Source organism: Henriciella mobilis (assembly GCF_003576315.1).
GTDB classification, from domain to species: Bacteria; Pseudomonadota; Alphaproteobacteria; order Caulobacterales; family Hyphomonadaceae; genus Henriciella; species Henriciella mobilis.
This window is the reverse complement of sequence record NZ_QWFZ01000003.1, coordinates 509,253-521,586: the sequence shown is the minus strand read 5'-3', so window position 1 is coordinate 521,586 and position 12,334 is coordinate 509,253. Positions and strand designations below refer to the sequence as shown.

The following is a 12,334-nucleotide window of genomic DNA, read 5'->3' as shown; positions in this document are numbered from 1 at the left end:
TATGGGCTGGCTGTGGGATATTTTTGCTGGGACGGATGTGTCGCGGCCCTCTCCCGGGTCAGGGGAAAGGGAGGACTATTGCTGCAACCTTTCGATTTCATCTTGTATGGCGGTCAGAAGATGATCCGGACTCATTGCGATCTCCGCGGAAAGCCGGAGGACCCTCCATCCTTCATTGACAAGGCGTGCATCGCGCTCCGCGTCATTGAGCTTTACAGCTTCGAGATCATGAATACTGCCGTCGACTTCGATCACGAGGCGAATTGAGCGAATGGCAAAGTCTACGGTCAGCCCGGCGATCGGAACTTGCCGCCGGACGGCAAAGCCTTCGCGGCGTAGCTGGCGCAATGTTTCCCAGGCTTTGCGCTCCGGTAGGTTAGCCGACCGCCGTAGGCGCCGGGCGCGCTGAATCTCGGTATAGTCGGGCATGGTCCCCAGAATACATCCGCGCGCTTGTTTGGCTAGCGACCAGCCCTCATCCCCGACCCTTCTCCCGCTCTCGGGAGAAGGGGGCGATGGCGGCCAGGTTTGTGTGGCACGTTAAGGCGGGCGCTTTCCCCTCTCCCGGGTTCGGGAGAGGGGCAGGGGTGAGGGCGACGACGTTAGATGGGGAGACCAGCCATCTAAACCGTCACGACCACCTTGCCCTTGGCCTTGCGTTCCATCAGTTCGGTGATGGCGTCCGGGGCCTTTTCGAGCGGGTAGGTGTTGGAGACGTGCGGCTTGATCTTGCCGGCTTCATACATCGCGAAGAGTTCCTTGATGTTCTCTTCATTGGCCTTCGGATCGCGGGCCACGGCCGCGCCCCAGAAGACGCCGACAATGTTGCAGGACTTCAGCAGCGTCAGGTTCAGCGGCATCTTCGGAATACCGGCCGGGAAACCGATGACAAGGAAGCGGCCATCCCAGTTCATCGCGCGCAGGGCCGGCTCGGCATAGTCCCCGCCCACCCCGTCATAGATGACGTCGACGCCGCCGCCGCCAAGCTCCTTGATCTTGTCGGAGAAGGCTTTCTGCTGGTCCCGGTCGAGCGGGCCGCGCGGATAGACGATGCCGTGGGCCGCGCCCTTTTCCTTGGCGAGGTCGACCTTGTCCTGGCTGGAGGCGGCCGCGATGACTTCCATGCCCATCGCCTTGCCGAGCTCGACAGCTGCAAGGCCCACGCCGCCGGCTGCGCCGAGCACGAGCAGCGTCTCGCCGGGCTTGCACTGGCCGCGATCCTTCAGCGCGTAATAGGAGGTGCCGTAGGTCATCAGCAGGGCCGCGCCTTCCTCGAAGGACATGCTTTCCGGGAAGGGGCGCACGCGGTTCTGGTCGGTGACGACCTCCTCGGCCATGCCGCCCCAGCCGATCGAGCCCATCACCCGGTCGCCGACCTTGACCTTGGTCACCTTGTCGCCGACCGCCTTCACGATGCCGGAGATTTCCCCGCCGGGTGAGAAGGGCCGCTCGGGCTTGAACTGGTACTTGTCCTGGATGATCAGCACGTCGGGATAGTTCACGCCGATCGCCTTTACATCGATGACGACATCGTCCGCGCCGGGGGTCGGGCTGGGCACATCTTCAAGCACGAGGCTATCGGGGCCGCCGGGGGTCTTGGATAGAAGGGCTTTCATGAGCGTGTTCCTCTTGCTGGTGTCTCTTGGCACTGTCGTGTGGGACTTGTATTTGACGGCGCAAACCTATCCATGGCACCGCGCGCTGTGAAGCATGACGCGGCGAAAACAATCGCGCTAGTACAAGGATGTAGAATGGCGAAGAACTGGGCGCTGGCATTGCATGGTGGGGCGGGGCCGCTTCGCAACCTCGACCATGCGCGCGCCGAGCGGCATATGGCCGGCCTGCTGCGCGAGGGCGAGACGCGCCTGGCGCGCGGCGAGGCGGCGCTTGAAGTGGTGCACCGGCTGGTCGAGGCGCTGGAAGCCTGCGGCCTGCACATTGCGGGCAAGGGCTCGTCACCGAATGCCATCGGCCAGTGGGAGCTGGATGCCGCGATCATGGACGGGCGCTCGCGCAATGCCGGGGCGGTTGCCTCGCTGCGCGGCTACAAGAGCCCGATCACCGCAGCGCGGCTGGTCATGGAAAAGACCCCGCACGTGCTGATCGTCGGCAAGGGCGCGGCAGCGATTGCGCGTGAGCACAAGCTGGAGCGCGTTCATAGCCCCAAGCAATACTACACGCCCGTCATCACGCGGCCGGTCAAGAAGGGCGAGCTGGCGCATGGCACGGTCGGCGCGGTGGCGCTTGACCAGCACGGACGGCTGGCGGCGGCCACCTCCACGGGCGGCCTGCTCGGCAAGACGCCGGGCCGGGTCGGCGATACGCCGATCATTGGCGCGGGCCTCTGGGCCGACGAGCGCGTTGCGGTCTGCTGTACCGGCCAGGGCGAGTACTTCCTGCGCACGAATGCCGCCGCCGACGTCTCCTCACGCTTGCGCTATGCCCGTCAGGGGCTGAGCGAGGCGATTTCCGGGTCGCTGGAAGACCTCAATCTGCTCGGCGGGGATGGCGGCATGATCGGCATTGACGTGCTCGGCCATGTCGAGGTCGTGTTCAATGCCGAGACGATGAAGCGCGGTGTGGTCACCAGCAATGGCCGGTTCGAGGTGGCGACGAAGCGATGAGTGGACGCGATCTCGGTTTCTTCATAGCGGGGCTGCTCGTCTTTTTCGTCTTTGCGCTGGCCGTGCAGATGCGGATCATGACCGGCATCGTCCTGAAGCGGGCGGCGAAGGCGAAGTTCGAGGGCCTCGAAGAGGGCCCGGCGCGCTTTGCCGTCGTGGCGGCATCGCGGGAGCAGGCGCTGGAGGGCGGTGATGTTGCAGGCGATGCGGCGGCCTGGCTGGCCTCGGAATATCCGCGCGCCATTGGCCACCTCCGGCTGGCGCGCAAGGCGAGTATCATGCTGGGCGGGCTGTTCCTCGGCGTTGTCGCGGCTTGGAGGTTTACGGGAGGCGCGGACTGATGGCGATGCGTGGTTATTTCGCAATCGGGGCGGAGGGCATTTCCAAGCCGATGAACCTTGGTGCGCTGATGCGCACGGCGAATGCGTTCGGGGCGAGCTTCGTCTTCTCGGTCGGCGCCGAGCCGAAGCTGAAAGTCGCCTACAAGGCCGACACATCGAAGACGTTCGAGAGCGTGCCCTATTATCAGTGGGATGCGATTTCCGACATGGCGCTGCCCAAGGGCTGTCAGCTGGTCGGCATCGAGCTGACCGACGACGCGGTGGAGCTGCCGGAGTTCCGCCACCCCAAGGCGGCGGCCTATGTGCTTGGGCGCGAGCGGGGAGACCTCAGCCCGGAGATGCTCGCCAGGTGCGACCATGTCGTGAAGATCCCGACCAAGTTCTGCATCAATGTCAGCCTCGCCGGGGCGCTGGTGATGTATGACCGGGTGCTGTCCATGGGCAGCTTCCGCGACCGCCCCGTCATGCCCGGCGGGCCGAAGGAGGGCTAGGTCATCAGACGCGAAGACCGCATCCGCCTGAGAGACGAACTATTGGCCGAAGCCAAACGGCGGACGCTCATCATGGGCATCCTGAATGTGACGCCGGACAGCTTCTCCGATGGCGGCCAGCATGACGGCTTCGAGGAGGCGCTCGCCCATGCCTGCCTGATGGCGAGCGAGGGCGCTGACATCATCGATGTCGGCGGGGAATCGACCCGGCCGGGCGCTGAAAAGGTCAGCGAGGAAGAAGAGCTCGCCCGCACGATCCGGGTCATCGAAGCGATTGCCGGGGCAGACCGCGCGCCCGTCTCCATCGATACCTACAAGGCGGGTGTCGCGCGAGCGGCCTGCGAAGCGGGCGCGGTCATCATCAATGATGTGACCGGCGCCTCCGATCCTGGCATCGTCCCTGCGGCTGCAGAGGCCGGCGCCGCCTATGTGCTGACCTATCATCGCGGAGCAACGGATCCTGAGGTCAATGCGGCCAGGGACATGCTCACCTTCTTCGAGAAAGCCATCGCCCAATGCGAGGCCGACGGCCTGCCGCGCGATCATATCATCCTCGATCCTGGCGTCGGTTTTGCGAAGACCTATGAGCAGAATTTCCAGGTGCTCGGCGCGGTCGACGGCCTTGTGCGCACCGGTCTTCCGGTCCTCATCGGCGTGTCGCGGAAATCCTTTATCGGCAAACTCTATGGCGCGGATGTCGGCGACCGGCTGACCGGCTCACTGGCCGCCGGGCTCGACAGCGTGCGCCGGGGCGCCCATATGCTGCGCGTCCATGATGTCGCCCAGCACAGACAGGCGATCCAGATGTGGGAGGCAATCGAAAATGCGGCGCACTGAGCGGGTCTTTGTCGAAAATCTCGGCATTCACGGCTTTCACGGCCTTTTCAGCGAGGAAAAGACCCTCGGCCAGAAATTCTATGCCGACATCGAATGCCTGATCGCGCGGACCGAACCGCCATCGGATGCGATGAAGGATGCGGTCGATTACGGCAAGCTGTGCGACCTCGCTCATGACATTTCCGCCAGCGGACCGTTCAACCTGGTCGAGACGCTGGCCGAACGCATCGGCCATGGCGTGATGGAAAACTTCCCGCTGGTGAAAAGCGTGCGGGTACGCATCCGCAAGCCGAAGGCGCCGATCCGGCACTTCCTCGACAATGTCGGTGTCGAGATCACGCTGGAGCGGGATGCCCCCTCACCGGTATGAAGGAAGCCGCCCTCGCCTTCGGCTCCAATCTGGGCGACAGCCGCGCCATGATCGAGCGGGCCATCGCCGTGCTCGGCGAAATGGCGGCGGTTCGTGTAACGCGGATTTCCAGCTTTTACCGAACGCCGCCCTGGGGCGTCGAAGACCAGCCGGATTTCATCAATGCCTGCGCGCTGGTCGAGACGAGCTACTCGCCAGAAGCGCTGCTGGCGGCCTGCAAGGATATCGAAAAGGCGCTTGGCCGCGAGGACGCCACGCGCTGGGGCCCGCGCCTCATCGATGTGGACGTGCTCTGGATGGCGGGCGAGACGCGCGATACCGCCATCCTCTCCCTGCCGCATCCGCGCCTGACCGAGCGGGCCTTCGTCCTGGTGCCGCTGGCGGAAATTGCGCCGGACCTTGAGATCGGCGGTGCGCGCGTGCAGGCGCACCTTGCCCGTTTGAAAGCCGATGATCGCGATGCCGTGATTGCCCTGGAATAGAGGTACAGGCCAAGCGTTCGCCCGAAGGCGTTGCGCCTGACCTGATTGTCCTGAAAATTCTCCGGCCCGCCTACAGCGGAGCGCCGGGCCTAGCCGTTATAGATCGAACCTGCCGGTGCAAAGGCCATGATCATGGTCACTGCGGCGAGAAAGCCGAGGACGGCGAGACTGAAACCCTTTGCGAGGAGCTGTGTGATGTGCGTTGTCATTTTATTGTCGCTTCCTGCGTGTCTGAACCCTTCCGGGGGCCATTCTTGTTGCGGCCCTTCAGATAGGAACTTGTCCTGCAAGCAACATGCTCAGTTCGGAATAGGTTCCATGTCAGGCGAGAATGAGGCCGTTTCCGGGCAGTTAACAATAAGTAAATGACCGGATGCCTTACGGAGCAAGTCCGGCATCTTTGACCGCGCCCTGATAGGATCGTGAGACGGGAACATCTTCGCCCGACTTCAACTGAAGCAAGACTTTTGCGCCCTCCCGGCGTGCCGATTTGATCCCGCTTCGGGACACCCACCAGGACCGGTGGACCCGCAGGCCGTCGACGCTCTCAAGCTCCCGTTCGGCGTCTGACAGCCGCATCAGGATGAGGTCGCTGCCAAGATTGGTGTGGACGCGCAGGTAATGGTCTTCCGAGGAGATCGCCCAGAGTTCGGCTGTGCGGAACTTCACCGGCATGCGCTCAAGGAAGGCAGCCATCGCGTCGCGATCGTTCACCCGGTGTGCGAAGTCCGGCCCGGCCATGTTGAAGGCCTTTGACAGCGTATAGCCGAGTAGGGTCATCGCGGTGGAAATCACCAGTACGTAGCCGTAGAGGATGAAGATCGGACCGGCTGTCACGCTGATATAGCCACCCGACACGTATTGCATGCCCAGCATGACCAGCGTGACGCCAGCGGCCGTGACCAGCGATGTGATGATGATCATCAGCCAGGCCGGCCCATTCGGTCTCAGCTTGTAATAGGCCCAGACAGTCGTCTCGCCGAAGATCGAGCCGGCAATGATCAGCAACCACCAGAAACCGAATATGACCCAGAGCGGCGCGTTCAGGCTGGTGCCGAATGGCCGCAGGAAAGCCAGGAACAGGGCAATGCCGCTCAGAATGGCGAGTTCGCGCAGCCGCTTCTTCCAGTCAATCGCGATACGCAAGCGGAACTCCCTTTTCCATTCACGCTTCGCGAATGACATTGACGTCATTTGGCGAAGGATTCCAGCCATTTGGCGCATTCCGGCTCGAAGCGTCCAGAGGGCCGCGCCAGTCTCTCCCTGTCGGCAGCGACCTGCCGCCTGTTCAACAGATCAAGGGAGATCCCCATGAAACGTATCGCGACTGTCCTCGGCCTCGCGGCCTGCCTCTCACCGGCCGCCTGGGGCGCCAGTCTTGAGCTGACCGTCACCAATGTCGAAACCGCCGATGGCGCGGTTCATGTGGCCGTGTTCGACAGCCAGAATGGCTGGAAGTCCAACAGCGCGGTCGAAGGTGCCGTCGTCGATGCCGCGACCGGCAGCGTCACGCTGACAATCGATGGCCTCGCGCCCGGCGAGATCGGCATCAAGCTCTATCACGATGTCGATGGCGACGGAGACCTCGACACGCGCAGCTTCGGCATACCGTCAGAGCCCTATGGCTTTTCCAATGACGCGCCGGTGCGTTTCGGCCCACCCGGCTGGAAGAAGGCGAAGTTCACGCTCGGCGACGGCGCCAACACCCACACGATCAAGCTGCGCTAGGCCGCAGCCGCGACACCCTCTTGCGGAGATAAAATCATGAGCCTCACAGACGTTTCCTCCCAACCCACGCTTAAATCCCGCCTTGGCCGGATATCAAAGAATACGTGGATGATCTCGATCGCGCTGGTGGTCTACGCCGCGCTGAGCATCGCGATCCTGATGCATTTCCAGGCGGTGCCGCGCTTCCGGATCGACCTGTCGCCACTGCTGCGCTCGGAGACGGCGGTCCAGATCCACGTGGCAGCCGCGGTAACGACGCTGCTGGTCGGCACGGTGCTGATGTTCGCGCCGAAGGGCTTCCGCCTGCACCGTACGCTCGGCTGGACCTGGGTCGTCGCCATGGCCGTAACGGCCGGCTCGTCCTTCTTCATCACCATGATCTTCGAGACCCATTTCAGCCCGATCCATGCGCTCTCGGCCTGGACGATGATCGGTCTGCCCATGGGCATCGCCGCCATCCGCCGGCGCGATGTCGCCAAGCACCGCAAGGAGATGACGGGCATGTTCGTCGGCGCGATGCTGATTGCCGGCCTGTTCTCGATGCTCCCCGGCCGGCTGATGTGGGAGGTTTTCTTTACCACCTGAGCCAGTTGGACCCTTTCGGACATCGGCGACGCCCGGCATAAAGGCCGGGCGTTGTCATTTTCGAGGGAGGCATTCATGGCGGTCAGGGCGGTAACGGGACTATTGGCGGGCGCACTGATGCTGTCGGCCTGTGTGACGCAGGAAGGCGGGTCTGTCCTGCCAAACATCTTCGAACCGGCCCCGAAATCCGCCGTCGAGGCGCTGAATCGCTATTATGATGATGTCCCCGCCTCAAGCCTGCCGCGCGCGCCGGAGGGCGTGGCGCTGCCCGGCGAGGATGCCGTCATCAGCCGCATTCTCGTGGCCTCCTGCAATGATGAGGAGCTGGAAAGCCCGACCCTGGCGCAGCTCGCCAGCGAAGAGGCCGACCTTTTCCTGATGATTGGCGACAATGTCTATGGCGACCGCGACGGGCGCGCCTATTCGATCAATGAGCCGGAGCTGGACGAATTGCGCGAGAGCTTCGCGGAGCTGGCCACCCGCGAGGAATTCATCGCCGCACGCGAGAAATTCCCGATGATGGTGGCCTGGGACGACCACGACTATGGCGCCAATGATTCCGGCAAGAACTTTCCTTTCAAGGCTTTCGCCGAACGCATTCACGAGACCTTCTGGGGCCTCGACGGCGAGGATGTCGGTCAGTGGCCCGGCACCTATTATGCGCGCAGCTTCGGCCCCGAGGGTCAGCGCGTGCAGGTCATCGTGCTCGACACGCGCTTCTTCCGCTCCGACCTGACGCCGACCGACGAGTACGGTGCGCCCGGCAAGGAGCGTTACATCCCCACCCCAGCCGATGAGCCGCAGGACATGCTCGGCACCGAACAGTGGACCTGGCTGGAAAACCGGCTGCAGGACCCGGCTGATATCCGCTTCATCGTCTCATCCATCCAGGTGATGCCGACCGTGCACGGCTGGGAGGCCTGGTCGACCATGCCGGTCGAGCGCCAGCGCTTGTTCGACCTGGTGAAGTCCACCGAGGCCGGCGGCGTCGTCTTCCTGTCCGGTGACCGCCATAGCGGCTTCGTTTATGAAGAGCGCGGCGCGCTGCCCTATGCGGCCAATGAGCTGACAGCCTCCTCGCTGAACCTTTCCTTTGCAACCGAAAGCGATGAGCGCGATACGCGCCAGATCGGCGCGGCCTTCCCGCCGGAGAATTATGGCGCCGTCGAGATCGACTGGGCCGGCAAGACCGTCTCGCTCATCCTCAAGGATGGCGAAGGTAAGACGGCACGGCGCAACGACATTGCCTTTTCGGACATTGGGGTAGACTAGACCGCAGGAAGACCGGCGCCGATTCGCGCCGCGTAGCGTTGAGGAACGGCCATGGCTGACTATCGCAATGTCTGGGCGCTGATCGCGGCAGCGGCGTTCCTGCAGCTGGGCGGCGGCATCCTTGGCGTGGTGACCCCGCTTGGCCTGGAGACGCTGGGCGTCTCGCCAGGGCTGATCGGCGCGATCGCGGCGGGTCATGCGGTCGGCTTCATGGTCGGGGCCTGGTACTCCTCCACGGCCATTATCCTGTTCGGCAATATCCGCGTCTTCTCGGCGGCGGCTGCCGTCTGCGGGGCCAGTGTCCTCGCAATGCAGCTGGCGCTCGACCCGATCGGCTGGACCATTGTCCGCATTATCCAGGGCGCTGCGTTTGCCTGGATGTTTTCCTCCATCGAGTCCTGGCTTGGCGCGACGGTGTCGGCCAAGAGCCGGGGCAGTGTCAGCGGATTCTACCACCTGATCGCCAAGGTCTCGCTCGTGCTCGGCCCGTTCTTCGTCGCCGGTCTCGCGCCCATCGATTTCCGGCCATACCTGTGGTGTGCGATCTTCCTGGTCCTGTCGCTGCTGCCGGTCTGCCTGACGCGCCGGGGCGAACCGCCGCCGCCTGGCACCGAAGCCTTCCGGCTGACGCGCCTGTTCAAGCTCGCGCCGGCTGCCGTGATTTCGGTGTTCCTGGCGGGTGTCATCAATAGCGGCACCATGGCCCTCCTGCCTATCTATGCTGGCGTCGCGCTGCCGGATGTGGCGGGCGGCGCGACCGGGGCAGCCGCCCTGGCAGCCGCTGCTGCGTGGATCGGCGGCCTGATCAGTCAGTGGCCGGCCGGACGTATATCGGACCATTTCGACCGTAGGGTCGTCATCGCGGCCATGGGCGCTATTGCAAGCCTCGCCGCCCTGGTGCTGGGCCTGATGCCGGGCCTGCCCTCGAACATCATTCTCGTCGCACTGGCGGTCTGGGGCGCCGGGTCGCTGTCCTTCTACGGCATCGGTGTCGCGCATGCGATCGACCGGGCCGAGGCGCCGCAGATTGCGCGCGTGATGGCGGGACTGCTCTTTGTCTGGGCCTTCGGCTCGGTGATCGGTCCGCCGCTGTCCGGTTTCGCCTTCAACCTGCCCTTTACGCAGGGAGGCCTCTTCCTGCTGGCCGCAATTCTGTCCGCCCTGCTGAGCTTTTCAATGCTGTGGCGACGGGCCTCACGCAAGGATGTGCCCCAGGAAGATCAGGAACCGTGGAATATTGCGCTTCCGTCCACCGCAGAAGTCGCCGAAATCGACCCGCGTACGGAATAAACGGAGGCTGGGTTCATCTAACGGACCCATTCGGTTGCACCAGCAGTTTGCGGTGATATAAGGCGACGAGTTTTACAGGGCCATCCGGGCCCGCAATGCCCATTGATCCAAGAGGCGATTTCCACTCATGAACATTCACGAATATCAGGCCAAAGCCGTCCTGAAATCCTATGGCGCGCCCGTTGCTGCCGGTGTGCCGGTCCTTTCGCTCGACGATGTCCAGAAGGCAGTCGATACGCTGCCGGGGCCGCTCTGGGTCGTCAAAAGCCAGATCCATGCAGGCGGACGCGGCAAGGGCAAGTTCGTGGAGGCTGAAGCCGGCGAAAAGGGCGGTGTCCGCCTCGCCTTCAACAAGGAAGACGTCTTCAAGTTCGCCGAGCAGATGCTGGGCAAGCACCTCGTCACCGCGCAGACCGGCAAGGACGGCAAGCAGGTCAACCGCCTCTATATTGAAGACGGCGCCGACATCGACCGCGAGCTTTATCTCTCCCTGCTGATCGACCGCGCGACCGGCAAGCCGGCCTTCGTCGCCTCGACCGAGGGTGGCATGGACATCGAGGAAGTCGCGCACGACACGCCGGAAAAGATCCTCACCCTGCCGATCGACCCGATGGCGGGCGTCACCGACAAGGACAGCGCCCAGCTCTGCGATGCGCTGAAGCTTGAAGGCTCGGCGCGCGAAGACGGCATGAAGCTCTTCCCGATCCTCTACAAGGCCTTCACCGAGAAGGACATGTCGATGCTGGAGATCAATCCGCTCATCGTCATGGAGGACGGCCATCTGCGCGTCCTCGACGCCAAGGTTTCGTTCGACGGCAATGCCCTGTTCCGCCACCCGGACATCCAGGAGCTGCGCGACAAGACCGAGGAAGACGAGAAGGAAATCGAGGCCTCCGAATGGGACCTCGCCTACATCGCCCTCGACGGCACGATTGGCTGCATGGTCAACGGTGCGGGCCTGGCCATGGCGACCATGGACATCATCAAGCTCTACGGCGAAGAGCCGGCGAACTTCTGCGATGTCGGCGGCGGCGCCGGCAAGGAGAAGGTCGCAGCGGCCTTCAAGATCATCATGAAGGACCCGAATGTGAAGGGCATCCTGGTCAACATCTTCGGCGGCATCATGAAGTGTGACGTCATTGCCGAGGGTGTGATCGCCGCGGTGAAGGAAACCAACCTCGCCGTGCCGCTGGTTGTTCGCCTCGAAGGCACGAATGTCGATGAGGGCAAGGCCATCATCGCCAATTCCGGCCTCAACGTGATCCCCGCCGACGACCTCGACGACGCGGCGAAGAAGATCACCGAAGCCATCCGCGCCTAAGCCAAACAGGATTGACGCGCCTCAACAGCGCGCGAACAGATTTCAGGGACCACATTCATGTCCATTCTCATCGACAAGAACACCAAAGTCATCGTGCAGGGCCTGACCGGCAATACCGGCTCGTTCCACACCAACCAGGCACTTGAGTATTACGGCACCAAGATGGTTGCCGGTACGCACCCCAAGAAGGCCGGCCAGAAATGGGTGTCCGACAAAGGCGTCGAGCTGCCGATCTACGCCAATGCCGGCGAGGCCAAGGAAGCCACCGGCGCCACGGCGTCGGTCATCTATGTGCCGCCGGTCGGCGCAGCCGCCGCCATCGAGGAAGCCATTGACGCGGAAATCCCGCTGATCGTCTGCATCACCGAAGGCGTCCCGGTTCTCGACATGGTGCGCGTGAAGGCCAAACTCGAGAAGTCGAAGTCGCGCCTCATCGGCCCGAACTGCCCGGGTGTGCTCACCCCGGAAGAGTGCAAGATCGGCATCATGCCGGGCAAGATCTTCCAGAAAGGCTCTGTCGGCGTCGTCTCGCGTTCCGGCACGCTGACCTATGAAGCCGTCTTCCAAACCTCGAATGTCGGCCTCGGCCAGACGACGGCGGTCGGCATTGGCGGTGACCCGGTCAACGGCACAAACTTCATCGACGTGCTGGAACTGTTCCTCGCCGATGACGCCACCGAATCGATCATCATGATCGGTGAGATTGGCGGCTCGGCTGAAGAGGAAGCTGCACAATTCCTGAAGGACGAGGCGAAGAAGGGCCGCAAGAAGCCGATGGTCGGCTTCATCGCTGGCCGCACGGCGCCTCCGGGCCGCACCATGGGCCATGCCGGTGCCATTGTTTCGGGCGGCAAGGGCGATGCCCCGTCCAAGATCGCAGCAATGGAAGAAGCCGGTATCAAGGTGTCACCGAGCCCTGCGCGCCTCGGCGATACCATGGTAGAGGTTCTTAAAGGTTAGTCCCGGACTATATCAGGTTCGGATGGCGGCCAG

15 protein-coding genes are annotated in these 12,334 nt (G+C 63.4%); 12 read left to right on the top strand and 3 right to left on the bottom strand.

Features of this window, described 5'->3' with window-relative positions:
• Nucleotides 1-75: 75 nt before the first annotated feature.
• Together D1227_RS02640 and D1227_RS02635 are read right to left on the bottom strand one after the other, a co-directional pair.
• Nucleotides 76-429, bottom strand: a complete 354-nt coding sequence (locus D1227_RS02640) for an endonuclease domain-containing protein (protein WP_119403669.1) — start codon at nt 427-429, stop codon at nt 76-78.
• Nucleotides 430-623: 194 nt separating this feature from the next.
• The gene (locus D1227_RS02635; protein WP_119375646.1) at nt 624-1,616 is read right to left on the bottom strand and encodes an NADPH:quinone oxidoreductase family protein; all 993 of its coding nucleotides are present in this window, start codon (nt 1,614-1,616) and stop codon (nt 624-626) included.
• A gap of 135 nt (nt 1,617-1,751) precedes the next feature.
• On the opposite strand from D1227_RS02635, the gene D1227_RS02630 reads away from it, so the two are divergent.
• From D1227_RS02630 to folK, 6 genes are read left to right on the top strand one after another with little or no spacing between them, the layout of a single operon-like run.
• A complete protein-coding gene (locus D1227_RS02630) occupies nt 1,752-2,624 on the top strand; it encodes an isoaspartyl peptidase/L-asparaginase family protein (RefSeq protein WP_119403668.1) in 873 nt (290 codons plus the stop codon).
• Nucleotides 2,621-2,965, top strand: a complete 345-nt coding sequence (locus tag D1227_RS02625) for a hypothetical protein (protein WP_119403667.1) — start codon at nt 2,621-2,623, stop codon at nt 2,963-2,965. Before D1227_RS02630 ends, D1227_RS02625 begins: the two co-directional genes overlap by 4 nt.
• A 5-nt stretch (nt 2,966-2,970) precedes the next feature.
• Entirely contained in the window at nt 2,971-3,456 is a 486-nt protein-coding gene (locus D1227_RS02620; protein WP_119404013.1) for an RNA methyltransferase, read from the top strand.
• Between the two features lie 42 nt (nt 3,457-3,498).
• Nucleotides 3,499-4,293 carry a dihydropteroate synthase gene (gene folP, locus D1227_RS02615; protein WP_233349461.1) on the top strand — a complete coding sequence of 265 codons (795 nt, stop codon included), beginning with the start codon at nt 3,499-3,501 and terminating at the stop codon, nt 4,291-4,293.
• Nucleotides 4,280-4,663 carry a dihydroneopterin aldolase gene (gene folB / locus D1227_RS02610; protein WP_119403666.1) on the top strand — a complete coding sequence of 128 codons (384 nt, stop codon included), beginning with the start codon at nt 4,280-4,282 and terminating at the stop codon, nt 4,661-4,663. The genes folP and folB overlap by 14 nt, the downstream gene beginning before the upstream one ends.
• On the top strand, nt 4,660-5,145 hold the full coding sequence (gene folK / locus D1227_RS02605; RefSeq protein ID WP_119403665.1) for a 2-amino-4-hydroxy-6-hydroxymethyldihydropteridine diphosphokinase: 486 nt from the start codon (nt 4,660-4,662) through the stop codon (nt 5,143-5,145). Before folB ends, folK begins: the two co-directional genes overlap by 4 nt.
• A gap of 378 nt (nt 5,146-5,523) precedes the next feature.
• Here the strand turns inward: folK and D1227_RS02600 are convergent, their stop codons facing one another.
• Nucleotides 5,524-6,291 (bottom strand): LytTR family DNA-binding domain-containing protein, encoded by a 768-nt coding sequence (locus tag D1227_RS02600; RefSeq protein WP_158586547.1) that lies wholly within the window; start codon nt 6,289-6,291, stop codon nt 5,524-5,526.
• A gap of 165 nt (nt 6,292-6,456) precedes the next feature.
• On the opposite strand from D1227_RS02600, the gene D1227_RS02595 reads away from it, so the two are divergent.
• From D1227_RS02595 to sucD, 6 genes are all read left to right on the top strand, one after another.
• Nucleotides 6,457-6,873 carry a DUF2141 domain-containing protein gene (locus D1227_RS02595; protein ID WP_119375639.1) on the top strand — a complete coding sequence of 139 codons (417 nt, stop codon included), beginning with the start codon at nt 6,457-6,459 and terminating at the stop codon, nt 6,871-6,873.
• Between the two features lie 36 nt (nt 6,874-6,909).
• Nucleotides 6,910-7,458 carry a DUF2306 domain-containing protein gene (locus D1227_RS02590; RefSeq protein WP_233349463.1) on the top strand — a complete coding sequence of 183 codons (549 nt, stop codon included), beginning with the start codon at nt 6,910-6,912 and terminating at the stop codon, nt 7,456-7,458.
• Between the two features lie 75 nt (nt 7,459-7,533).
• The gene (locus tag D1227_RS02585; protein ID WP_119403663.1) at nt 7,534-8,730 is read left to right on the top strand and encodes an alkaline phosphatase D family protein; all 1,197 of its coding nucleotides are present in this window, start codon (nt 7,534-7,536) and stop codon (nt 8,728-8,730) included.
• 51 nt (nt 8,731-8,781) lie between these two features.
• A complete protein-coding gene (locus tag D1227_RS02580) occupies nt 8,782-10,020 on the top strand; it encodes an MFS transporter (protein ID WP_119375637.1) in 1,239 nt (412 codons plus the stop codon).
• A gap of 127 nt (nt 10,021-10,147) precedes the next feature.
• Nucleotides 10,148-11,341, top strand: a complete 1,194-nt coding sequence (gene sucC / locus D1227_RS02575; RefSeq protein WP_119403662.1) for an ADP-forming succinate--CoA ligase subunit beta — start codon at nt 10,148-10,150, stop codon at nt 11,339-11,341.
• A 57-nt stretch (nt 11,342-11,398) separates the two neighbouring features.
• Nucleotides 11,399-12,301, top strand: coding sequence for a succinate--CoA ligase subunit alpha (gene sucD, locus D1227_RS02570; RefSeq protein WP_119403661.1), 903 nt, complete (start codon nt 11,399-11,401; stop codon nt 12,299-12,301).
• Nucleotides 12,302-12,334 lie beyond the last annotated feature (33 nt).